Below are 23,151 nucleotides of genomic sequence, written 5' to 3' on the forward strand. Positions count from 1 at the left end.
ACATGGCCTTCTCCGTCCAGATGCCAGCCCTTGGTGAGAGCGTCACCGAGGGCACGGTGACCAGGTGGCTGAAGCAGGAAGGGGACACGGTCGAGGTCGACGAACCGCTGCTCGAAGTCTCCACCGACAAGGTCGACACCGAGATCCCTTCGCCGACCGCGGGCGTGCTCTCCAAGATCGTCGCCCAGGAAGACGACATCGTCGAGGTCGGCGGTGAACTCGGTGTGATCAGCGATGCCGGCGAAACCCCCGCCACCGCTCCCGCGCCTGCTGCCGCACCTGCCGCCCCCGAGCCGGCCCCCGAGCCCGCGCCCGCCGCCCAGGCCCCTGCCGCCGAGGCACCTGCCCCGGCTGCCGCGCCTGCCGCGTCCGCTGCTTCGGGCACGCCCGTGAAGATGCCCGAACTGGGCGAGTCGGTCACCGAAGGCACCGTTACCCGCTGGCTCAAGGCCGTGGGTGACACCGTCGCTGTCGACGAGCCGCTACTCGAGGTGTCCACCGACAAGGTCGACACCGAGATCCCTTCGCCGGTCGCGGGCACGCTGCTCGAGATCACGGCGCAGGAAGACGACGTCGTCGATGTGGGTGGTCAGCTGGGCGTGATCGGTAGCGGTCAGCCTGCGGCCGCCGCCCCGGCACCGGCTCCCGCGCCTGCGCCCGAGCCCGCTCCGGCACCTGCGCCCGCCCCGGCTCCCGCGCCTGCCGCCGCGGCTCCGGCACCCGCGCCGAAGCCCGCTCCGGCACCGGCTCCCAAGCCCGCGCCTGCCGCGTCCGCTCCTGCCGCGGCTTCGGCCAACGGCAGCACCCCGTACGTGACTCCGCTGGTCCGCAAGCTGGCCGACGAGAACAACGTCGACCTGTCGAGCCTCACCGGTTCCGGTGTCGGCGGCCGCATCCGCAAGCAGGACGTGCTCGCCGCCGCCGAGGCCAAGAAGGCGCCCGCCGCCGCACCGGCTCCGGCCGCTGCTGCCGCGCCCGCGGCCAAGCAGTCCGCCGCCCCGAAGCTGGCCGCCCTCGTCGGCACCACGCAGAAGGCCAGCCGGATCCGTCAGATCACCGCGACCAAGACGCGCGAATCGCTGCAGGCCACCGCGCAGCTGACCCAGGTCCACGAGGCCGACGTCACCAAGATCGCGCATCTGCGCCAGCTCGCGAAGGCCTCGTTCAAGGCACGGGAGGGCGTCAACCTGACGTACCTGCCGTTCTTCGCGAAGGCCGTCGTCGAGGCGCTCGGTGTGCACCCGAACGTGAACGCGTCCTACAACGAGGACACCAAGGAGATCACCTACCACGCGTCGGTGCACCTGGGTATCGCGGTCGACACCGAGCAGGGTCTGCTCTCGCCGGTCATCCACAACGCCAGCGACCTGTCCCTCGCTGGTCTGGCCCGCGCGATCGCCGACATCGCCAACCGCGCGCGCACCGGTGGACTCAAGCCCGACGAGCTGTCCGGTGGCACCTTCACCATCACCAATATCGGTAGCGAGGGCGCGCTCTTCGACACCCCGATCCTGCTCCCGCCGCAGGCGGGCATGCTCGGCACCGGCGCGATCGTGAAGCGCCCCGTGGTGGTGACCGACGAGGCCGGTGGCGAGTCCATCGGCGTGCGCTCGATGGTGTACCTGCCGCTCACCTACGATCACCGTCTCATCGACGGTGCCGACGCGGGCCGGTTCGTCTCCACCATCAAGCACCGCCTCGAAGATTCGGCGTTCGAGGCCGATCTCGGCCTGTAGTCGAGGAATTCGATGAAGGTGGTCATCGCCGGTTCGTCCGGCCTGATCGGGACGGCGCTCGTCGCGGCACTACGCCGCGACGGGCACCAGGTCTCCCGCCTGGTGCGGCGCACCCCCGCCGCACCGGACGAATTCGCGTGGGATCCCGCGCGCGCCCAGCTCGACGAGCGGGCGCTGCGCGGGGCCGACGCGGCCGTGAACCTGTGCGGCGCCGGCATCGGCGACAGTCGATGGACGGGCAGTTACAAGCAGTTGCTGCGGGACAGCCGCATCACCCCCACCGACGTACTGGCCACCGCGGTCGCCGCCGCCGGAGTACCCACGCTGATCAATGCCAGCGGCGCGCATTACTACGGCGTAGCCACCGGTGACGCCATCATCGACGAGACCTCCCCCGCCGGAACAGATTTCCTGGCCACGCTGTGCCGGGACTGGGAAGCCGCGACCGAACCGGCAGCCGAAGCGGGCGTGCGCACCGTGCTGATCCGCAGCGCCGTGGTGCTGGCCCGCAACGGCGGCATGCTCAGCAAATTGCACCCCCTGTACTGGGCCGGCCTCGGCGGACGCCTCGGTAGCGGCCGCCAGTACTTTCCGTGGATCTCCCTCGACGACGAGGTCGGCGCCATCGTCTTCGCGCTCACCCACCCCGAGATCTCCGGCCCGATCAACGCCACGGGCCCCGCCCCCGTCACCAACGCGGAATTCAACCGCGCCCTCGGCCGCGCGCTACACCGGCCGACCCCGTTCATCGTCCCCGGCTTCGCCCTGCACGCCCTGGTCGGCGAGGTGGCCGACTCGATCCTGCACGGCCCACGCGCCATCCCCTCGGTGCTGGAGGAGGCCGGGTACACCCACCAGCACCCGACCATCGGCGCCGCGCTCGCCGCCGCAGTCGGCCGAGGGTGAACCGATGCTGATCCGCGACGCCGACAAGGCCGACCTCCCTGCCGTGCTGGCCATCCACAACACCAACATCGCCTCCTCGACCGCGATCTGGGACACCGACGAAGTCGACTTGGACGACCGCCTCACCTGGTTCGCCACCCGCACCGCCGCCGCCATGCCGATCCTCGTCGCCGAGATCGACGGCGAGATCGCCGGTTACGCCTCCTACGGCCAGTGGCGTCCCAAATCCGGCTACCGCTTCTCCGTGGAGAACTCCGTCTATGTCGACAGCCGGTTCCAGCGCCGTGGTGTGGCCACCACCTTGCTTACCGAATTGATCACTCGCGCAATAGATTCCGGCCGGGTCCACGCCATGATCGCGGCCATCGAATCCAGCAACAGCGCCTCGATAGTGCTGCACGAACGCTTCGGCTTCACCACCGTCGGCGAACTGCCCGAGGTCGGCTACAAATTCGGCCGCTGGATGGACCTGACCCTCATGCAGCGAAATTTCCCCATCGAACCGTGAACCCGGCCCGATCGCTGGAGCAGCTTCGCGGCGCGCGGATCGGCTGCGCTCTCCTTGAACGAGGTGTCCAGGCGGCCCAGTGGCCGGGCTGACCGGCCGGCACCCCGGGGCGTAACGTCAAAGCTGTGAACGACACGCGCCCCACCGCGTCCGCGCGATTCGATACGACCCCGATCGTGGTCGAGAATCTCGGACTCATCGAATACCACGCCGCCTGGGAGCTGCAACGGCAGATCGCCGATCAGCGCGCCGCAGGCGAAGGCACCGATCGACTGCTCCTGCTCGAGCACCCGTCGGTCTACACCGCGGGCCGCCGCACCGAGGCCGAGGATCTGCCGATCGACGGCAGTCCGGTGGTGCAGGTCGACCGCGGTGGCAAGATCACCTGGCACGGTCCCGGCCAGCTGGTCGGCTACCCGATCATCCGCCTCGCCGAGCCCGTCGACGTCGTCCACTACGTCCGGCGCCTGGAGGAAGCACTGATCCAGGTCGTCACCGGGTTCGGCATCACCTGCGGCCGCATCGAAGGCCGTTCCGGGGTGTGGCTGCCCGCCACCGAGCTGTTCGCCGAACGCAAGATCGCCGCGATCGGGGTGCGGGTGCAGCGCGGCGTCGCCCTGCACGGCATCTCCCTGAACTGCAATTCCGCCCCCGACGGCTTCCAGGCGATCGTGCCCTGCGGCATCAAGGACGCCGGCGTCACCACCCTGACCCGCGAACTCGGCCGCGAAATCACCGTCGCCGAACTCGAGCCGCTCGTCGCCGCCGCGATTGTTGCCGCCCTGGACGGTGAAATTCCCGTTCAGCCCCATGACATTGATCGCACCACCGCACCGGCGAACGCGCAGGCCCCGAGCGTAGAGTCGGTCCGGTGAGTTCCGTAGACGCCTCTGCCCCCGCCGGACGCAAGCTGCTGCGCATCGAAGCGCGCAACGCGGAGACCCCGATCGAGCGCAAACCCAAGTGGATTCGCACCCGCGCCACCATGGGCCCCGAATACACCGAGCTCAAGAGCCTGGTGAAATCCGAAGGCCTGCACACCGTCTGCGAAGAAGCCGGCTGCCCCAACATCTTCGAATGCTGGGAAGACCGCGAGGCCACCTTCCTCATCGGCGGTGAACAGTGCACCCGCCGCTGCGACTTCTGCCAGATCGACACCGGCAAGCCCGCCGCCCTCGACCGCGACGAGCCCCGCCGCGTCGCCGAGAGCGTCCAGTCGATGGGCCTGCGCTACTCCACGATCACCGGTGTCGCCCGCGACGACCTCGACGACGGCGGCGCCTGGCTCTACGCCGAGACCGTGCGCGCCATCAAGGCCAGCAACCCCGCCACCGGCGTCGAACTGCTCATCCCCGACTTCAACGCCGACCCCGACCAGCTGGCCGAGGTCTTCTCGTCGCGCCCCGAGGTCCTCGCGCACAACCTGGAAACGGTCCCGCGCATCTTCAAGCGCATCCGCCCCGCCTTCCGCTACGAACGCTCCCTCGCCGTGATCACCGCCGCCCGCGCAGCGGGCCTGGTCACCAAGTCCAACCTCATCCTCGGCATGGGCGAAACCCCCGAAGAGGTCACCGAGGCGATGCGCGACCTCCACGAAGCGGGCTGCGACATCCTCACCATCACCCAGTACCTGCGGCCTTCTCCGCGCCACCACCCCGTCGACCGCTGGGTGAAGCCGGAAGAATTCGTCGAACACTCCAAGGTCGCCGAAGAACTCGGCTTCGCCGGCGTCATGGCAGGCCCCCTGGTCCGCTCCTCCTACCGAGCAGGCCGCCTCTACGCCCAGGCCATGACCCACCACGGCCGCGAGATCCCCGAAGCCATGTCCCACCTCGCCCAGGAAGGCACCGCCTCCCAGGAAGCCAGCTCGGTCCTGGCCCGCTACGGCAGCTGAAAAGCGCTGGTGCTCCCAGTTAAACTGGGAGCACCACTGGCAAGGTGTCCTTCGAGGAGACGAGATGGCGATCGATTTCGACGCGCTGATGCCACAAATACGCGCGCTGTGCGAGAAGTACGACGTTGCCGAACTGTCGGTCTTCGGGTCTGTGGCCCGCGGGTCGGATGGGCCGGACAGCGACGTCGACCTGCTCTACCTCCTGAAGCCGGACACCCAGATCGGGCTGGAGTTCTTCGGGTTCCAGGAAGAACTAGAGGAACTCCTAGGCCGCAAGGTCGATGTTGTTCCGAAGAAGTACCTGCACTGGTTCATTCGCGATGCCGTACTGGCGGAAGCGAAGGACCTGCATGTCGCGGCGTGAAGACCTGTACCTCGCCGACATCGTCACCGCCTACTACCGAATCGCCTCCTACCTCGAAAACCTCACCTTCGCGGATTTCCAGAAGGACGATCTCCGCCAGGATGGCGTGATCCGCCAGCTTGCGATCATCGGCGAAGCCGCGTCGTCGCTCGCTCCAGCAACCCGTGACGCACAGCCGGAGATTCCATGGAAGCTGGTGCGGGGCATGCGAAACATGCTGATTCATCAGTACTTCGACGCCGACTTGATCATCGTGTTCAACGCCGCCACGAAGAGCGTGCCGGATCTGGCCGACCGCATCCTGGCGATCCTGGCACAACGCGACCCGGACGAGGCCGAGCGCGTGCTTGCCCAGAAGCCCTCATCGCTAGACTGAGCCTCCCCTAACTAATTCGTGGAAGGACCCATGTCGAAGTTCGAGAACGTCTCCGTCAGCAAGAAGGCCAATGTCTACTTCGACGGCAAGTGCGTCAGCTACAGCCTCGAGATGCCCGATGGCGCCTCGGTGTCGGTCGGCGTGATCCAGCCGTCGTCGCTCACCTTTACCACCAACGCTCCGGAGATCATGGAGCTGGTCGCGGGTGAGGCCAACGTGACGTTGGCCGGTACGACCGAAGCCATCACCTACCGTGCGGGCGAGTCGTTCAAGATCCCCGGCGACAGCTCGTTCGACATCGAGGTCGTCGACACCATGCACTACGTCTGCTACTACGGCTGACGAACCGGAGCCGGGGCGACCAGCTCGGTCGCCCCGGTTCGCCGGATCTACTTCACGAGGAACTCGTCCTTGTACAACCGGTTGGGCCGCGGTGCGGTGGCCTCGCTCAATTCCGCCTGAAAGTCGCTCTCGCGCTTGGTCCTCGGCCGGTAGCTGCCACCGAAGGTGACCATCACCGACCCGCCGACACCGGTCGTGCCACGAGCCGAGATCGTCTCCCGGCCCGCGTTGAACACCGTCGCCACATCGCGCCCGTCGTTGCCGACCGCGATCTGGCCGTCATGGAAGAACTGCACGAACGTCCCGTTATCCGCACCAACGGTCGCGGCGACCGTGTGACCCTTTTCCGGGTCGAGCTCGAACTCAGCGTCGCACTGCTGACGCCGGTCCACGGGCCCGGCGGTCCCGAGCGTGCGCCCGATTCCGAGCAGCACGGTCTCGCCGAGGGCGTTGTGCCGCTCGCGACCTTCTTCGGTCCACAGATGGGTGGTCGACCAAACCTTCACGCGCCCGTCATCGAAAAGCGACACCCGGTCGTCGGTGCCGTTGCTGATCAGATATTTCGCACTGTTGGGGGCCATCCCTCCATCTTCCCCGCTTTCGCGCGCCGAGATAACACGTTCGGGTGAGCTGATCGCCCATCACGCTCTGCGCGCCAGGTCAGAAGCTTTTGTGCGGTACACCGACGGTGAGCCCACCGTCCACCACGAACTCCGCGCCGGTCGAGTACGAGGACTCGTCGGAGGCCAGGTACGCCACCAGCGTCGACACCTCATCCGGTTCGGCCGCCCGAGCCAGCGGAATCTGCAAGAAGTCCGCAGGAATCCCTTCCGTCATCGGCGTGGAAATCATCCCCGGATGCACCGAGTTCACCCGAATCCCGTGCGGCGCGAGCTCGAGCGCCGCCGACTTGGTGAGCCCACGCACCGCGAACTTCGTCGCCGTGTACCCGTGCAGACCAGGGCTACCCCGCATCCCCTCCACCGAGGAGATATTCACGATCGACCCGCCGCCGGCATCCTTCATCGCCGGAATCGCCGCCCGCATACCGAGAAACGTGCCGGTCAGATTGATATCGAGGATCCGCTGCCACTCGTCCAACGCGAAATCCGCCAGCAGATTCCCATTGACGATCCCCGCGTTGTTCACCAGCACATGCAGGCCACCGAACTCCTCGACCGCGGCCGCCACGATCGCCGTCCACTGCTCCGGCTCGCGAACATCGAGATGCCGGTACGCCACCGCATCACCGAGTTCCTTTGCCACCGCGGCGCCTTCGTCATCGAGCACATCCCCGATCACCACCGACGCCCCCTCGGCGACAAACCGCCGAGCGTGCGCCGCCCCCATCCCCCGAGCCCCACCACTGATCACCGCAACTTTGCCGGCCAAACGTCCCATATCCGCACACTCCTTCGTAGAACCGAAACTCCTCACACCGTATGAGGACGGTCCCTTCGAAGGGGCAGTATAGCTAGAACACGTTCTAATTCAGCTCGGCGATGCACTCACGGGAGCACCGGCCGCGAGCTGGAATCAGCAGGCGATATTGGCCGCGCCCGACGACTCGAACGAGATGTGCACGTGGTCGTAGTGGTTCTGCGTCGGGCTGCCGCGATCCTCCATGTAGGACCAGCCGTTGCCGTCGTTGTATTGCTGCTGCCAGATCACATACGTGACTCCGAAGCGCGCCTTGTTGGCCAGCACGAAATCGGCGATCGTATTGCCCAGAGCGAGGTTGCCCGTCATCACATCGAGCGCTTGCCCCGCGCCATGATCACCGTCATAGCGACCGTGCGCACCACCGATATCCGATACCCCGAACATCTTCTGCAGCAGGTTTCCGACCTGAGCCACGTGCGGCAGAGTTCCGTTGAACTCCGTCCCGCACAACACCTTTACCTTCAGCGCCGACAACGCCGCCAGCTCGTCATCCGCCCTGACAATCGGCCCCGGCTGCGGCTCATCGTGCTTCGGCGCCGCGGCGATCGGGTCGGGCTCGATGGCCGAAGTCGACAGCGGTTCGACCGAAGCCACCGTCTCGACCTCCGCACCCGGCCGCATCACCATCATCAACATGCCGGGGATGGTCGCCGCGAGACTGCATACGGCCAGCGGCAGCCGGCTCTTGGGAGCCGACGGTTTGCGATGCGAAGCAGTCACGTTGTCAATCACCAGTCATTGTCGAGAGCAGGTCACTGTCAGATTACGAAATGGTCGCGGAAAAGTCACGTCCAGATACACACCAACAGTTGGACCAGCATCTATCACCGAGAACGTTCGCGCAATCCCACACCCGCGTGTCGGCCTCAGACATCGTCCGCGTCCGGGTTCAGCGCGGCCAGCGTGACGAAGATCGGCACCTCAGGATCCGCCGCGACCCCGCGCCCGCGCAGATACGCATCGATCATCCCCCACACCAATACGTGCACCCTGCTGACGAATTGACCGGCGTCCGGCTCGACGTCGTCGAGCCACAGATCGGTCAGCACGATCATCACCCCGACGATCGCCCGCGCCAGATACTCGATTCCGTCGGCATCCAGCGGAATCGCCTCCGCCACCGCGCGAGCCCTCCTCGCGAAACGACCCGCCACCGCACTGGCGAGGTCGTATTGTCCGGTCGCCCCCTCACGGTTCGCGCTCGTCTGCGTCAGAAACCGGAAAACGTTGGGGTGAGCCAGAATTCCGACCGTGTAGTCGGCGAGCGCGCGATCGATCGCGGCGCGGGGTGGCTGCAACAGCATGGTCGGGTCGGTCCCCGTCGCAGCGAACGCCGAGTCGGCGAACCGAGCACCGATGGCCGCGTAGAGATCGCCTTTGTCGCTGAACTGCCGATACAGACGCGGCTTGGTGATACCAGCCTCGACAGCGAAAGCATCCATGCTCGGATGCGGCCCATCCCGGTCGAGCACCCTGATCGCGGCCTCGACGATGACATCCCGAGTCACCGGCGGAGGTCGTCGACTGGCGCGGGTCACGGTCGGCAACGATACACGTACCAGCAGTACGCTCGAAGTATTCACGTATTCCCGGTGCGGGGGTCTTTACATCAGACACACCGTACCGGCAGTATCGATGTTCGTACCGGCAGTACGAACTACCGGACATCGCATCGAAGGAGACGGTCCGTGTCGGATGCCCTGCGCGAACTCACCGCAACACTCGGCGTCCCACCGCCACCCGACTTCGCCACCCTCACCCCCGACGAGCTGGCACTCCTCGACGACTACGTCCGCGCCGCCCTCGACCACCGCAAGGCCGCCCTCGACGGCGCCCTCGACTCCGGCATGCGCCTGATCCCCCGCCTGGCCCGCCCCGCCGTGAAGAAGGTGCTCGGACTATGACCACAGCCCACCACACCACCGTCGAGCTGGCCAAACTGGCCCGCGTCCTCGACCGCACCCCCTCCGACCTGGAGTTCCTCGCCACCCTCCCGCCTGCTGCCCTGCGCGAATTCCGCGACCAGATCACCGATCTCACCGCCCGCCGCGAGGCCCGCCGCATGCAGCGCGTCGGCGCCGCCGCCAAGCTCGTCCCCGCCCCCATCGCAGCCAAGATCACCGAAGCCGCCTTCGGCCCGGTCCTGGCCGCCGCGATCGCCGGCTCGGTCGACCCCGCACGCGCCGTAGCGATCGCCAGCGCGCTCTCCCCCACCTTCCTCGCCGACGCCACCCTCACCCTCGACCCACGCCGAGCCGTCGAACTGATCGCCCAGGTCCCCGGCCCGATGGCCGCGGCCGTCGCCAGCGAATTGATCACCCGCGGCGACTATCTGACGATGGGCAACCTCGCAGGATCAGTCCCCGACTCCGTCCTGCGCGCGGCCCTCCCCCACGCCTCCGACCTCGATATCCTCGAAGTCGGCTACTACCTCGAGGAAACCTCAGCAGCCGACCGCCTCCTCACCGTCGTCACCGACCGCGTCCCCGGTGTCATCCGAGCAACCCACGACGCAGGCGAATGGCCCAAAGCGATCACCCTGCTCGCCCTCCTCGGCCCCACCGAACGCTCCCGCCTGGCCAACGTCGTAGCCGCCCAAGAAGACGAAGTAATCGACGGCCTCCTCACCGCAGTAGAAGAACTCGACGCCTGGGACACCCTCCTCCCCGTAGCAGCAGGCATGGACCCGGAACCCCTACAACGCCTGGCCCAACGCCCAGCCATGCAAAACCCCACCCTCCTCACCAAAATCGCCGACCTAGCCCTAACCCAAAACCTCTGGCTCTCCCTACTCCCCCTAGCCACCCACCTCTCCCCCACCCAACTCCACACCGTCGCCGCCCGAGTAGCCACCGAACCCGACGACTCCCTAACAACCCTCATAGAACAAGCCCACACCGAAAGTCACTGGCCCACCCTCCTCCCGGTAGCCCTCGCCCTCTCCACCCCCGACCGCAAACGCCTGGCCTCCCTCCCGGTAATGCACCGCCCCGCCTACCTCACCGCCGCCATCGAAGCCACCGCCACCCACAACCTCTGGCCCGAAGCCCTCCCCCTGCTGAACGACCTCCCCAGCAACACCCACGACACCCTCGCCACCACCATAAACACCCTCACCGACAACAACTTCCGAGAAGCCCTCCAAGCCGCCCCCACTGCCGATTGCACCACAACCCTGATACAAATCCTTCTCCGCCAGGACTTCTCCGCTCGATCCCGCTCCCTCACCCTCATCAACGAATCCGACAACCTGGACACCCTTGTCGGCTCTATCACCACGCGAGATCCCGCCATCTGGCAAGGCTTGTCCGACATCCGCACAGAAATCCCCGAACAACTCCGCAACCTGCTCGCCGCGCATGCAACTCGATGCGGTCAACCAGAACTCGCGGACAATCTGACTGCCAGCTGATCGTCCGGGGACCTATCAGCGTCCTCGAGACTGTGGAAGTCGTGAAGGACGCTCGTGCGGGACATGCATTGCGGTACAGCGTGTTCCGCAGCGAAGCAGGGCCGGATGCCTACGGCCTTACCCTGAAAGCCTCACTGCATCGGGATTGCGCAAAGCCTGGTCATCGCGGTCGCGCAATCGGGGTTGTCGGCGTTGGAAAAGGAGTCGGATAGGGGACATGCTCGCCAGGGCCCGGCAGCCCGGACCTACGCAGACGCGGGTTCTCGGCAAGACGACCCGGTCTGAGCGGTGATCGTCACGGTGAGTTGGCTCTTCCGGACAGAGATACGGGCACCGTCCCGTCACTGCGGGCAGAAGCGCGCAGACCACGTCCCCGCGAACTCTCCCGGCCAGAGGCGGCCGGCCTGCTCAACATCGGCTACGAGCAGTTGCGGAAGATCGAGTACGGCACCGCGCCGTGCACCCTGCCGGTGCTCGAGCAGATGATCACCACCTACGGACTGGACACGGCCCAAGCCCGCCACACCCGCGACCTGGCCCGGCCCTCTGTCTCGCTGACCCCGGTCGAGGAGCTGCGCACCCATCACAGCGCTCGCGAGCGTCTCTCAACACTGAGCGGGCTCGACGAGCGCGGACTCGTCGGCGCGTACATCGACCCCTTGTGGTCGTTGGTCGACGCCAACCAACGATCTCGCTCCGAACTGCCCGGTATCGATCGCTACGACGACAACGCCGCCTTGTGGTTCTTCCACCCCGGCACCACCACACACACCGCTGAACCCCTTGTCGTGCAATGGGATACCGCCGCTGCCTACATGGTCGCGTCCCTGCGCGCCGCGTTCGGCATCCACCACCAAAACCCACAAGCACAGGCGCTGTTTCAGAAGCTCTGCGGTTCACACACTTTCACCGAGTTGTGGAACACCAGGCTCGAGGTTGCCTACGGCTACCCGACCGACGAACCCCTCCAGCTCCGCGAGCCCGACACCGGGAACCTGTACTCCGTCCGGATCCATCTCGGTGCCAGGGTTCGTACACACCTCGACACCCCTGAGCTGCGATTCTGCATCGGCTACCGCGACCCACCGACCCAGCTCTAACACACCCTGCTCAACACGACCCGCCTCACCGAACACGCGGCTGTGGGCGGGCGAAAACGGCCACAACGTTTCCAGTCGGGGCAGGATCTCCTCCGAAGTCATCGCCGCGTACGACGCAGCGTCCGCATAACCAACGACTGGGCGAGCTAGTGTCGCCCTTTCCGCCGAGACCATTTCTGAGATCGCCTTCACCGCAGATTGGGGCTTCACTGCCGCCAATCCTTGGGTATCAGAGTGCGTTCCATCGCCATGGTCGGACGATTTCGCCCTGTAGGCACGCAACCCGGTGGCGCACCTCCCCCGCTGCGCTCGCGCTGACGGTGGACTGCGACAGCGCGAAAACGGTCCATCGGAGTTCCTGGATGTCCGCAAGCAGGCGGAACGCGAAGTCCATGCTGACGTCATCGCCATAGGCGTCGACGAACGCCAGGTAGTCGGACTCCGACAGACGGTCGAAATCGGTGCGGTCAGCAGCAACTTGTATGAGGTCCCACTCCGGCCTACCCAGCGAGACTCGGTCCAGGTCAACGATTATCGGACTTCCGCCGAACGGAACGACCACGTTGCCTTGCCATGCATCGCCGTGAATGACTGTTTTCCGACGCGGACGTCCCAGCTCGAGATACTGGTTGCACAATCTGTCATGGTGGCCGAGAAGCCACACCCGGTCTTCTGCGTCCAAGCGGCCCGTTGATGTGATGGCTCGACGAAGCCCGGCGAATGGTTCGTGTTCTGGGAGCACAAACGTTGTAGGAGGCGCGAGAGCGTGAAGCTGGCGAAGCGTGCTCGCTAGTTCAGCAGGTGTCGCCGCATGGTGGGCCGGGATCCGTTGCCACCACGTGATCGGACGACCATCCACTACAGCAATGGGTTTGGTGACGTCGGCCACGCGAACCGCTGGAATCCCAGAGTCGTTTAGCCACTGCGAGATTCGCAACTCCCGTACGGCTGCGTCCGTGGTTCCGTCCTTGCCGATCCGGCCAATGATGTCGCCTACGCGGTAGATCGTGTTCGACCCCGCCCGGATGAGCTGTGGGTTCCTGAGTTCGATGCCGCTAATAGCCGCGGCCTTTTCGAGGATGTCCCGCGAGTTCGCGTCCGTGGGCTCCGGGCTGCTCATGATGGCTCTTTCGAGGTCGTCGCAAGGATCAGTGCGCGGAGCTCACCGACCTCGGTGATACGGCGATGTGTGCTTGCGACTGCTGCCAGCCCGCGAAGCTCGGACGCGATACGCGCCGATCTCAGCGCGCGGCTGTGTTTCACCGCTTCCATCCCGAGCGCCGCCGCTTCACGAGGGTCGCCGAGCTGCATAGTCAACGCTGCCAGTCGAATCTGGGAGAACGCTCTCGATCGGGGGTACTCGGAGCCGTGCATGTCGATGGCGTACCGCAATCGTGGCGCGGCACCGTCGATCGAGTTTCGTGCCGCGGCGGCCAACGCGAGTGCCTTTCCTGTACTTCCGAGGTGTTCGGCCTTGTCGTAGAAGCACATCCAGGGCGGGTCGGCGTCCGGTGTACGAACTGCGAATAGTCCGTCCGCACGCTCGACTTCGGCAACGACCTCGTCAGTACGACCCAAAGCGGCCAGGTATTGGGCCCGCATGGCGCTCAGCATCGCTCTCACGGTGAATGCCAGGCGATCGGAACGGACCTGGGCAAGTTCGATGAGGGAGAGTGCGCTGTCGGCGTCCCCGACGAACGCCGATCGTCGCGCCATATCGGCCAGCGAGCTCGCGCGAAGATCCCACGATCCTGCCGAGTCCGCGCACCACAGCGCGAACTGGAAGTGTCGGTCGGCGTCGAGGAACACGCCAGCGTCGAAGGCGGTGTAGCCCACAACGCTGCTGAGGTTGCCGATTGCCTCCAGCAACGAGCGGCGCAGATCCGCGCTGACCGTACTGTGTGCCATCGGCGCGAAGCGCGTGAGCGTGTGGTTTGCGGCAACCACCGCCGAAGAGCATCCACCGTGGAGGTTTTCGGTAGAGGCGGCGGTTCTTGTCGCGGCGCGGATGGCGTCGATCTCGTGTCTGCCGACATGTCCGGGGACGGGCCCGGTGGAGTCGGAGTTGGGTCCAAGCCCGCTCGACTCGATCGACGGACCGAATGGACTGAACAGGTTCACCGCCAGTGCGCGGTCCGGTTGCTTGTCGCTGGTCTGGCGGCGACGAGCCCGAACGAAGCCGAGTTCGGCATCGGAGGCGCCAAGGATGTGGTTCATGGCGCGGCGGTAGTCAGCATTCGGCCAGCGCACAATCCCGCGTTCGTACCTGGCGATTGCGTGGGCATCCAGGTCACGTCGTACGCCGGTCGTCTGCCAGACACGTTCATTTATTGCATCGGCGAGTTCGCCGCGACTCATCGTTGTATTCGGGACAACCCGCGATGGCGTCCCTTCTCGACGTTGCTGCAGCTGGATATTGGGTGACACGCCACCTCCACGCGGACTGCTGGGCGGTGTCAATTGTAGTCGGCTGCCCGCAATACGGATGGTGGCCCGATATGCCCCGCAAATTGCCCTCCCCCTGCGGCTTTCATCAGTGGACGCTTGGTCGTGTCACACCCCGAATTCGGGGTTCCACGCACAACCGCGAACGCGGCGTTGCTCTGTGTCAGAACAGGGGACATCGCCGCTGACCGACCAGGGGAACTATGAGTACAGCCAAACTGACCGACGTCGAGCGACTGGTGCTCGACGTCCTGGCGCCGGGCGGTCTGCTCACCATCGAGACCCTGGCACGCAGCACCGGCCGGCGAGTGCACGAGGTACGCCGGGCAACCGACTCGCTACAGAGCAAGAACCTCGCGTGGGCGAACCGGCGTGGGCAGTGGAGCGCGGCCCGATGACCCACGGCAGCAACCGTTCTGACGATCAGGGATACCGGTCCGACCGATCACGCCACGAGCTGGCCGAAACACTCGAGGCCATGACTGCTGCCGGGTGGGTCACCACCGCTCCCACCACGCCCAAATCCGACGACGCCCAGCAGTCCGTGATAACCACCAGCTCGCTCGGGGAGAACCGATTGACCCAGCCCAGCTCGTCCTTTTCCGAAACCCCTCGCGCCCGGTGCGAGTTCTATCGGCGGGTGTGTTCACTGCCGACCGTGGTCGACCCGATGACCGGACGGATCACGATGCGAGCAGGGTTGGTCGGCGCGGTCATGATGCCCACCGAGCTCGCCCACCAGGTGAAAACCACGCTCGACATTCGCGGTGTCGCACCGATGCCGATCATCGGACACCCTCGGGCCACCATGTGGACCTTCCTCGTCCGGGGCGACATCGTGCCGATCGGTGACCCCGCCGAAGTGGCACAGTTGTGGGCGGCACGAGTGGTCGTGATCCGGGATGGCGACATCGCGTTGCCGTCCCCAGCGCCGGACCCATTGATGATCCGCACGTGGATATCCCCGGCAATCAGCGCGTTTCGACCGTCAGGATCCGTCGTGCTCGAGTGCGCACGGCAATACCTCGCGGGACAACCACGACGATGAGCGACAGTCGACAGTCCCCCTGCCCCGGCGAACCCGACGTTCGTCTCACAGTCCAATTAGCCGGTGTGCGAGTGCATTTCGCCGCGTGCCTGACCGCCGCGCTGGTGTTCGTCTGCGAAGCCACCGCCCGCCGCCCCGGCAGCGTCGCCGTCCGCACCGGCCATTGCACCGGGCTGCCGCGCCTGCCCACCGAGCGCCTCTACCTACTGCCCTGACCCGCGCGAAACATCGCGCAGTTCCGACCAACCGAATGCCCTCCGATGTGCCCGGTGAGGCCTCCACCTCACCCTACGCCCGTCGGGGGCGGCCCCGGAATCGTTTTCCCGGCGATTCCGGGGCCACACCCATAACGTCGATCACGAGGAACTCACCGCCCTTGTGTGTACCCAGTCTCTGCCACCAAACCTTGCCGCGGCCGATCGGTCACGGCAGATATGTGGCCATGTCCTCGGAAAGTTCCGGTACAACTCCAATGCCCGACCGATGTCGACACCGATATGGTGAGCCAAAGTTGCGGAGTTCGCGCCGACGACAGTGCGAGCTCGGGTGCCTGTCTCGAGGTATCGACCGTCGTGGCGGTCATGCCATTGGATCGCGGCGACCCGGTGGGGTGGCTTGCCGCCGGTGGTGCGCGGCCCCCGGAATACCTGGATCACCCCCGCCGAAGAACACGGCTCCTCCCGCAGGCGACGATACTGCTCGCGCGGATTCGGTCCGTCGATGATGGTGACCACGTCCTGGTCTCGACAGATTGGGTTGATCGGTCGCTCTTCTTTCCTACGCACCTCCGTTGGAAGCCAGCCCAAAGTACCGCTCGAAGAACCACACCAGCGTCTCAACGACGCGCTTCTTCTTGTCACCGTGGCCGGACTCACGATTAAAGCGCGAGACCGGCGGGAGGATCTTCGTAATCTCCGTGCCTGTGGTGCGGACCTGTCCATTTCGAAATGCTGCGTCGATGAATGCACGGGTATTGTCGGGCTTGAGCTTCTGTTCCTCGATGATCGCTGCGAGCTCAGCGTCCCGCCTGGCAACAATATATGTCTGCCACTGTTCATCCACAGCGCTATCCACGGACAGAGAATCGACGAAATCCTCGACCAAGTCGCGCTTGCTACGCAGACTCGGGCTGGCATCGACGGCGCGTGAGATCTGGGCGCGGATCTCCTTGTTCTCGCCATCACCCCGCTCGGCTCGCATCTTCTCGACGAGCATCAGAATGTAGTCGACGTTGATCTCGACCTGCTTGACGAGCTCGATCTCGAAGACGACGTCCTCGTTGATGCGCTCCTTCTCCCCCTCGGTAGCCGTTCGGAACTCCGCATACAGGTTGAGGTAGACGCTGCGGTAGTTCTGATGCTGGCGCTCCGTCAGCAAGTCCTGGCCCTCGAAGTCATCGAATTCAGTCAGGATGTTATGCAACCGGAGGACGGCACCGAACAGGTTGATGAAGTCCTTCTGCGCCTGCTCACCTTCGATCGACATATCAACCGGGAACAACTGCAGCAGCTCGCTAACCTTCCCGGAGTACTCGCCGTAGTACTCGCCATACGAAGGCGCGACGACGATGCCTCGCGCATCCTTGTTGCCAAACAGCTCCAGCGCCGCGTTCGTCTCTTCCTCGAGATCGCGGAAGACGACCACGTTGCCGTGGCGCTTCACCGAGTTGAGGATGCGGTTGGTGCGCGAGTATGCCTGGATCAGGCCGTGCATGCGCAGGTTCTTGTCGACGAACAGGGTGTTCAGCGTCGTCGCGTCGAAGCCGGTGAGGAACATGTTGACTACGATGACCAGATCGATCTCGCGGTTCTTGATCCGCTGCGACAGGTCCTTGTAGTAGTTCTGGAACTTGTCCGCGCTGGTGTCATAGGTGGTGCCGAACATCGCATTATAGTCCTGGATTGCGCCTTCCAAGAACAAGCGCGCGTCGCCCGACAGCCCGTCGGTGTCGAAGGCCTCATCGTCGAGGATGCCATCGTCGGCAGCCTCGTTGGCGCCGTACGAGTAAATTATGCCGACCTTCAGACACCGGTCCGGTGTGAGCGACTCCTGCTGCAATTTGAACTGCTGGTAATAGCGCTGAGCAGCCTGGATCGAGGCCGTAGCGAACAGGGCGTTGAAGCCGCGGACGCGCTTTCGCTCCTTAAGCACCTCTGCCTGGCGTCGGTTGCGCGTCGACTCCGCCACGTTGGTGACAACGAAGTGCTCGTACCCGGTCTGGCGCTTCGTCTTCTGGTCGAAATGCTCCAGGACGTACGCAGTAATCTCGCTGATCCGGCGCGGATCGAGCAGCGCCTTCTCACGGTCGATCGCCGAGACCTGCTTGTCGTCAGGATTGCCGACCTTGACCGTGTTGATGTAATCGATCCGGAACGGCAGGACGTTCTTGTCCGTGATCGCATCCATGATCGTGTACGTGTGCAGCTTGTCGCCGAATGCCTGTTCCGTGGTCTTCAATAGTGGGTTGCCACCGCTGCCGGAGTTAGCCGCGAAGATCGGTGTGCCAGTAAAACCGAACAGGTTATAGCGCCTGAATGCCCGCGTGATGTCCGTGTGCATGTCACCGAACTGCGAGCGGTGACATTCGTCAAAAATGATCACCGCGTGACCCGAGAACACCTCGTGGCCCTTGTTTGCGTTGATGAACGTCGACAGCTTCTGGATCGTCGTAATGATGATCCGCGCGTTCGGATCCTCCAGCTGCTTCTTCAGGATCGCCGTCGACGCGTTCGAGTTGGCCGCGCCCTTCTCGAAACGGTCGTACTCCCGCATCGTCTGGTAGTCCAAGTCCTTGCGATCGACTACGAACAACACCTTGGCAACGTCGGGCAGCTTCGATGCCAACTGCGCGGCCTTGAACGACGTCAGCGTCTTGCCGGAGCCCGTGGTATGCCAGACGTACCCACCGGCGTCGACGGTGCCAAGTCTCTTGCAATTGGTGGATATATCGATCTTCTGCAGGATCCGCTCCGTCGCCACTATCTGGTACGGGCGCATCACCAGTAGATCGCGGTCGGCGGTCAGAACGCAATACTTTGTGAGGATGTTGAGCAGGGCGTGTTTGGCGAAGAACGTCTTGATGAACGCCGTGAGCTCGGCAATGGGTTTGTTGTTGGCGTCCGCCCACCAGGACGTGAACTCGAAGGAGTTGCTCGACTGCTTACCCTTGGCCGTGCCCCTTGCCTTCTTGGCCTCGTCCATGCGCTTGGCGCGGGTGCTATTCGAGTAGTACTTCGTCAACGTGCCATTGCTGATCACGAACAGCTGCACGTACTCGAATAGGCCCGAGCCAGCCCAGAAGCTGTCGCGCTGGTAGCGGTTGATCTGATTGAATGCCTCGCGGATATCGACGCCGCGACGCTTGAGCTCGATGTGCACCATCGGCAAGCCATTGACCAGGACCGTCACGTCGTAGCGGTTCGCATAGGTTGCGCCGCCCTCACCTTGCCCGACCTCGTACTGGTTTATGATTTGCAGGCCGTTGTTATGGACATTCTTCTTGTCGATCAGCGTGACGTTCTTCGTCGACCCGTCGTCCCGCTTCAGGATCTGGACGTGGTCCTCCTGGATGCGAACCGTCTTCTCAACGATGCCATCGTTCTGGCTGGCGATTTTGGTCGAGAAGAACGTCTCCCACTCCGTATCGCTGAACGTGATGTGGTTGAGCGCCTCAAGCTGGGCACGCAAGTTCGCGACTAGCTGCGCCTCGCTGGCGATGGGGAGGTACTCGTACGCCTGCGTCTCGAAGAGGCGAATCATCTCGCGTTCAAGCGCCGCCTCCGACTGATACGTCGAAGCCTTCGCCGGCTCCGGAACATACTCCGCGACGACCGTGCTCTCAGAGGAGATCGCGATCGGGTCAAACTTGCGCACGCTTGCCGCACTCATTCTGACAGCTCCTTGAACGTCAGAAGACGGTCGCGATAGTGTGCGTACTGTTTGCGGCGTGCGCTGAGCTCGGCAGGGAGGCCGATGCTGATGTCGTTAACGAGGGCGTGGAATCGGCCAAGGACCATGACGATCCGTTCCTGCTCCTGAATCGACGGAACAGGGATCTCGATCGCACCGAGCCCCGCTGCGGACAGCCGCTTGACCTTCGCTCGCGCCACATGGCGCTCCTTCTGCCTGTGAAAATCGGCAGTCTGGACCGCGTATGCAACGTACGTGGGGTTGAGATCGGACGCGAAGACGAACGTGTCATCGTGCGCCGCGATCGGCTCGTTCCCGAGCCAGGCGACAGCCTTCCCGACGTCCTCCACAGTCTCTCCGACGCCGGCGAACACGACACTCCCGGGCTCCGCGTATCGAAGCTGGTCACGAAGCTCGGCTCGGACTTGGCGGAGGGCGCGGTCCGCCCACGTACCGTAATCCGTGTAGATCTCGCCGTAGTGAAGGCTCGGGATCCCCGACTCGACAACATCGCTCTTCGTGAATCGGCGGCCTCGGACGAGCGTGCCGAGATCAGCGAGACGTGCACGCTTGGATCCCCCATCGCGCACGAGTGTATCCCTGTAGTACGCGTACTGGCGGCGTCGAGCCTCCAGCTCCGCGGCCAGCTCCGCGGCCAGCTCCGCCTCCAGCTGAGTGAACCTATCCAATACTCGCACGATCTCCTGCTGCACCTTGAGAGGCGGGACGGGAATACGAAATCCCAGCAGCTGAGGGCTGTTGATCGATGTGACCGAACCACCCGACTTACTTGTCGTCCGAAGAATCTCCGCCCCACAAGCACTCAGCGTGTGAGCCAGATATGCAGCAAGCACATCCTTCCGCGGAACAACTGCCTTCATGTCCTGATTGAGCGCAACTGGCACCGGTACGAGCGCAGTCGGGAACGTATGGTCAAGAATGCTGGAACGCACAACCATTGCAACTGAGGTCGGCGGTACGAGCTTCGTCGCCGACTCCCTAATTGCGGCCTCCGTAATGGTGTCAACTGACGAATCGACGATTCGTCGTCCCATGTCTTTTGGCGACACCCACGGGATCGAGCCGTCCAACCAATACTCCGGCTTACTCTTCGACGGCGTACCACCGCCGTACCACTGCCCGATTGCCGCAAGGGGCTCGAACGGCACACCCACTGGACACAGCTCCTGGATCAGCTCGTTTATATGGTTCATGCTCATACCTCCTCACCCGCAAGCGCACCAACGCTTTCAATGTTCCAGCCGAGTTCGTCAATTGCTTGGGCAAATACGTTGTCCCGGTTGACTTCGTCGACGACTCCAAGAACCAACTGGAGGCATGGCTTAAATTTCTGAAGTGCCTCAGCCTCACTAGAATCACCATGGATAATGCCGCTCAACTCCCGAAACAGCTGATAGCCATCACTTGAAAAGCGTTGGGGAATAATACTGCGAACACTGTTGACCTCTTCGAGAATTACCGCGAATGGCCGCGGATTCCCGTTCCGTTTAACGGTCTCCAATCCCAATATCTCTGCAACTTCCCACGTGACCTTCTCGAAGATCTTGCGCAAGTAGATCACCGAACCAGCACCAAGGCCATTCTCGTATGCGAGATGTGCACGCTTGACAAGGTCTGCGAACGGGCCAGCAGCGACATCGACACGTTCGGCTCGGTCCCTCAGGTTCTCGGTGTATCTCTCGACTCGAACCTCTGGGGCTCTATTGTGGAGCAGCCCAGTCGAAGCAACCAGGAACCAGGTCTCTACCGATGAACGACATACCATGCAACGCAGAGTCGCGTCGATGCTGACCTGATTGTCCCCCACACCCAGGCATGAGAGCTCATCAGCCGACTCGAATGGCCTCACATCACCGCATACATGGCAACGAAAATTATGGATAACTTTTCCAACTCGAATCCTCTTGTGCTTCCCCCACCCGAGCGGACGATCTGAAAGGAAGCCCTCAACCTGAGCTGCCGTAACATCGGGTGCCTTGGAAAGCAGGTCAGACAACCTCATATCCTCCTGCTTCCAGATCTGCCACGATGTCGTCGATCGACGTGCGTAGCTCCGCCTGACGTGTCACGATGCGCGCGATCTCTGCGTTCAACTCTGTGATATCGACTTCCTCGCGCGTGTCCTCGGCCTCCACGTACGACGACACGGCAATGTTGTAGTCGTTGGCGGCGATGTCTTCGTTGCTGACGAGTTTCGTGAAATGGTCCTCCGGCTCGCGCGTTGTGAACGCCTTGAGGATCCTGCCCTGGTGCTCCTCGAACATCTTGTTCTTGTTGCCGACACGGTGGCACTCGCCAGAGGCGTCGATGAACAGCACGTCGTTGGTCTTCTTCGACTTCTTCAGGACCAAGATGCAGGTCGCGATCGTGGTGCCGAAGAACAGGTCGGGCGGCAGCTGGATGACCGCGTCGACGTAGTTGTTGTCGACGAGGTACTTGCGGATCTTCTTCTCCGCTCCCCCGCGGTACAGCACACCAGGGAACTCGACGATGGCCGCCGTCCCATTGACAGCGAGCCAGCTGAGCATGTGCATCGTGAAGGCGAGATCCGCCTTCGACTTCGGCGCCAGCACGCCAGCGGGCGCGAACCTCTCGTCGTTGATCAAGAGCGGATTCGCGTCCCCCTCCCACTTGATCGAGTACGGAGGGTTGGACACGATCGCCTCAAACGGCTCGTCATCCCAATGCTGCGGGTCGATCAGAGTGTCACCGTGCGCGAGGTTGAAATCGGCGTAGTTCACGTCATGCAGGAACATGTTGATCCGCGCGAGGTTGTACGTGGTCAGGTTAATCTCCTGACCGTAGAAGCCCTGGCGCACGTTGTTCTTGCCGAGCACCTTGTCGAACTTCAGCAGCAGTGACCCCGAGCCGACAGCTGGGTCGTAGACCTTATTGACCTGCTTCTTGCCGACGACGGCGATGCGCGCAAGCAGCTCGGAGACCTCCTGCGGCGTGTAGTACTCACCACCGGACTTGCCGGCGTTGGCGGCGTACATCTGCATCAGATACTCGTAGGCGTCGCCGAACAAGTCGATAGAGTTGTCCTCGAACCGCCCCAGCGGCAGATCACCGATTGCGTCGAGCAGCTTTACCACCTTCTGGTTGCGCTTGACGACGGTCGCTCCCAGCTTGTTGCTGTTGACGTCGATGTCATCGAACAGGCCCTTGATGTCGTCCTCGCTGTCGGTGCCAAGCGCCGAACCCTCGATGTTCTTGAACACCCGCTCAAGCGTCTCGTTGAGGTTCTCGTCGGCAGCTGCACGCTTACGAACGTTGGCAAACAGGTCGGACGGCAGGATGTAGAAGCCCTTCTCCGCGACCACCTCGTCGCGAGCGAACTCCGCCTCCGAGTCGGACATTCGAGTGAAGTCGAACGACTCGTCACCTGCCTCATGCTCACCCTTGTTGATGTAGGCCGTGAGGTTCTCGGAGATGTACCGGTAGAAGAGCATGCCCAGCACGTAGGACTTGAAGTCCCACCCATCGACGCTGCCGCGCAGATCGTTCGCTATCCGCCAGATCGTCTTATGCAGCTGGGCGCGCTGTCCTTCTTTGGTTGTGGTTGCCATGTTGCAGTTGTTCTCCTCCGCGCCACGGCGCGATTACGTTGCTGTGAGGTGGTGGGCACAGGCTACCGGCGGCCGCCG

Annotated in this window: 25 protein-coding genes; 15 read left to right on the top strand and 10 right to left on the bottom strand. The window is 63.9% G+C overall.

Annotated elements, in window-relative coordinates; translation table 11 throughout:
* Positions 1–2: 2 nt before the first annotated feature.
* The 8 genes from sucB (at position 3) to ACFXKN_RS27180 (ending at position 6,126) form a co-directional block, all read left to right on the top strand.
* Entirely contained in the window at positions 3–1,736 is a 1,734-nt protein-coding gene (gene sucB / locus ACFXKN_RS27145; RefSeq protein WP_378964364.1) for a 2-oxoglutarate dehydrogenase, E2 component, dihydrolipoamide succinyltransferase, read from the top strand.
* A 12-nt stretch (positions 1,737–1,748) separates the two neighbouring features.
* Entirely contained in the window at positions 1,749–2,642 is an 894-nt protein-coding gene (locus ACFXKN_RS27150) for a TIGR01777 family oxidoreductase (protein ID WP_378964371.1), read from the top strand.
* 4 nt (positions 2,643–2,646) lie between these two features.
* On the top strand, positions 2,647–3,150 hold the full coding sequence (locus ACFXKN_RS27155) for a GNAT family N-acetyltransferase (protein ID WP_378964380.1): 504 nt from the start codon (positions 2,647–2,649) through the stop codon (positions 3,148–3,150).
* 125 nt (positions 3,151–3,275) lie between these two features.
* Positions 3,276–4,025, top strand: coding sequence for a lipoyl(octanoyl) transferase LipB (gene lipB, locus ACFXKN_RS27160; protein WP_378964388.1), 750 nt, complete (start codon positions 3,276–3,278; stop codon positions 4,023–4,025).
* Positions 4,022–5,044: a lipoyl synthase gene (gene lipA, locus ACFXKN_RS27165; protein ID WP_378964395.1), complete on the top strand. Its 1,023-nt coding sequence runs from the start codon at positions 4,022–4,024 to the stop codon at positions 5,042–5,044. Before lipB ends, lipA begins: the two co-directional genes overlap by 4 nt.
* A 64-nt stretch (positions 5,045–5,108) precedes the next feature.
* The gene (locus ACFXKN_RS27170; protein WP_378964398.1) at positions 5,109–5,408 is read left to right on the top strand and encodes a nucleotidyltransferase family protein; all 300 of its coding nucleotides are present in this window, start codon (positions 5,109–5,111) and stop codon (positions 5,406–5,408) included.
* Positions 5,395–5,784, top strand: a complete 390-nt coding sequence (locus tag ACFXKN_RS27175) for a DUF86 domain-containing protein (protein ID WP_378964402.1) — start codon at positions 5,395–5,397, stop codon at positions 5,782–5,784. The genes ACFXKN_RS27170 and ACFXKN_RS27175 overlap by 14 nt, the downstream gene beginning before the upstream one ends.
* 30 nt (positions 5,785–5,814) lie before the next feature.
* Positions 5,815–6,126, top strand: coding sequence for a pyrimidine/purine nucleoside phosphorylase (locus ACFXKN_RS27180; protein ID WP_378964405.1), 312 nt, complete (start codon positions 5,815–5,817; stop codon positions 6,124–6,126).
* A 47-nt stretch (positions 6,127–6,173) separates the two neighbouring features.
* On the opposite strand, the gene ACFXKN_RS27185 is transcribed toward ACFXKN_RS27180, so the two are convergent.
* From ACFXKN_RS27185 to ACFXKN_RS27200, 4 genes are all read right to left on the bottom strand, one after another.
* Positions 6,174–6,707, bottom strand: a complete 534-nt coding sequence (locus ACFXKN_RS27185; RefSeq protein ID WP_378921048.1) for a hypothetical protein — start codon at positions 6,705–6,707, stop codon at positions 6,174–6,176.
* Positions 6,708–6,786: 79 nt separating this feature from the next.
* Positions 6,787–7,527: a glucose 1-dehydrogenase gene (locus tag ACFXKN_RS27190; RefSeq protein WP_379434067.1), complete on the bottom strand. Its 741-nt coding sequence runs from the start codon at positions 7,525–7,527 to the stop codon at positions 6,787–6,789.
* Between the two features lie 135 nt (positions 7,528–7,662).
* The gene (locus tag ACFXKN_RS27195; protein WP_378964417.1) at positions 7,663–8,289 is read right to left on the bottom strand and encodes a hypothetical protein; all 627 of its coding nucleotides are present in this window, start codon (positions 8,287–8,289) and stop codon (positions 7,663–7,665) included.
* Between the two features lie 146 nt (positions 8,290–8,435).
* Entirely contained in the window at positions 8,436–9,107 is a 672-nt protein-coding gene (locus tag ACFXKN_RS27200) for a TetR/AcrR family transcriptional regulator (protein WP_379434068.1), read from the bottom strand.
* Positions 9,108–9,257: 150 nt separating this feature from the next.
* Here ACFXKN_RS27200 and ACFXKN_RS27205 point away from each other — a divergent pair, with 150 nt between their 5' ends.
* The 4 genes from ACFXKN_RS27205 to ACFXKN_RS27220 all read left to right on the top strand — a co-directional run bounded on the left by ACFXKN_RS27205 (position 9,258) and on the right by ACFXKN_RS27220 (position 12,211).
* On the top strand, positions 9,258–9,473 hold the full coding sequence (locus ACFXKN_RS27205) for a hypothetical protein (RefSeq protein ID WP_379434069.1): 216 nt from the start codon (positions 9,258–9,260) through the stop codon (positions 9,471–9,473).
* Positions 9,470–10,981, top strand: coding sequence for a hypothetical protein (locus tag ACFXKN_RS27210; protein ID WP_379434070.1), 1,512 nt, complete (start codon positions 9,470–9,472; stop codon positions 10,979–10,981). The genes ACFXKN_RS27205 and ACFXKN_RS27210 overlap by 4 nt, the downstream gene beginning before the upstream one ends.
* A 305-nt stretch (positions 10,982–11,286) precedes the next feature.
* Positions 11,287–12,081, top strand: a complete 795-nt coding sequence (locus tag ACFXKN_RS27215; RefSeq protein ID WP_379434071.1) for a hypothetical protein — start codon at positions 11,287–11,289, stop codon at positions 12,079–12,081.
* On the top strand, positions 12,002–12,211 hold the full coding sequence (locus ACFXKN_RS27220; protein WP_379434072.1) for a histone-like nucleoid-structuring protein Lsr2: 210 nt from the start codon (positions 12,002–12,004) through the stop codon (positions 12,209–12,211). The genes ACFXKN_RS27215 and ACFXKN_RS27220 overlap by 80 nt, the downstream gene beginning before the upstream one ends.
* Before the next feature lie 99 nt (positions 12,212–12,310).
* Here the strand turns inward: ACFXKN_RS27220 and ACFXKN_RS27225 are convergent, their stop codons facing one another.
* Complete coding sequence (locus ACFXKN_RS27225) at positions 12,311–13,201, bottom strand: phosphotransferase family protein (protein ID WP_379434073.1); 891 nt, start codon at positions 13,199–13,201, stop codon at positions 12,311–12,313.
* The gene (locus ACFXKN_RS27230; RefSeq protein WP_379434074.1) at positions 13,198–14,298 is read right to left on the bottom strand and encodes an XRE family transcriptional regulator; all 1,101 of its coding nucleotides are present in this window, start codon (positions 14,296–14,298) and stop codon (positions 13,198–13,200) included. The genes ACFXKN_RS27225 and ACFXKN_RS27230 overlap by 4 nt, the downstream gene beginning before the upstream one ends.
* A 431-nt stretch (positions 14,299–14,729) precedes the next feature.
* Here ACFXKN_RS27230 and ACFXKN_RS27235 point away from each other — a divergent pair, with 431 nt between their 5' ends.
* The 3 genes from ACFXKN_RS27235 (at position 14,730) to ACFXKN_RS27245 (ending at position 15,789) form a co-directional block, all read left to right on the top strand.
* Positions 14,730–14,924: a hypothetical protein gene (locus ACFXKN_RS27235; protein WP_379434075.1), complete on the top strand. Its 195-nt coding sequence runs from the start codon at positions 14,730–14,732 to the stop codon at positions 14,922–14,924.
* An 80-nt stretch (positions 14,925–15,004) separates the two neighbouring features.
* Positions 15,005–15,574, top strand: a complete 570-nt coding sequence (locus tag ACFXKN_RS27240; RefSeq protein WP_379434076.1) for a DNA-directed RNA polymerase subunit beta — start codon at positions 15,005–15,007, stop codon at positions 15,572–15,574.
* Complete coding sequence (locus ACFXKN_RS27245; protein WP_379434077.1) at positions 15,571–15,789, top strand: hypothetical protein; 219 nt, start codon at positions 15,571–15,573, stop codon at positions 15,787–15,789. The genes ACFXKN_RS27240 and ACFXKN_RS27245 overlap by 4 nt, the downstream gene beginning before the upstream one ends.
* A 562-nt stretch (positions 15,790–16,351) precedes the next feature.
* Here ACFXKN_RS27245 and ACFXKN_RS27250 read toward each other — a convergent pair.
* From ACFXKN_RS27250 to ACFXKN_RS27265, 4 genes are read right to left on the bottom strand one after another with little or no spacing between them, the layout of a single operon-like run.
* A complete protein-coding gene (locus ACFXKN_RS27250; RefSeq protein WP_379434078.1) occupies positions 16,352–19,462 on the bottom strand; it encodes a type I restriction endonuclease subunit R in 3,111 nt (1,036 codons plus the stop codon).
* The gene (locus ACFXKN_RS27255) at positions 19,459–20,703 is read right to left on the bottom strand and encodes a restriction endonuclease subunit S (RefSeq protein WP_379434079.1); all 1,245 of its coding nucleotides are present in this window, start codon (positions 20,701–20,703) and stop codon (positions 19,459–19,461) included. The genes ACFXKN_RS27250 and ACFXKN_RS27255 overlap by 4 nt, the downstream gene beginning before the upstream one ends.
* Complete coding sequence (locus tag ACFXKN_RS27260; protein ID WP_379434080.1) at positions 20,700–21,506, bottom strand: hypothetical protein; 807 nt, start codon at positions 21,504–21,506, stop codon at positions 20,700–20,702. Before ACFXKN_RS27260 ends, ACFXKN_RS27255 begins: the two co-directional genes overlap by 4 nt.
* Positions 21,493–23,073: a type I restriction-modification system subunit M gene (locus ACFXKN_RS27265; protein WP_379434081.1), complete on the bottom strand. Its 1,581-nt coding sequence runs from the start codon at positions 23,071–23,073 to the stop codon at positions 21,493–21,495. The genes ACFXKN_RS27260 and ACFXKN_RS27265 overlap by 14 nt, the downstream gene beginning before the upstream one ends.
* Between the last annotated feature and the right edge of the window lie 78 nt (positions 23,074–23,151).

This window comes from Nocardia sp. NPDC059195 (genome assembly GCF_042754695.1).
In the GTDB taxonomy this organism is placed as follows: domain Bacteria; phylum Actinomycetota; class Actinomycetes; order Mycobacteriales; family Mycobacteriaceae; genus Nocardia.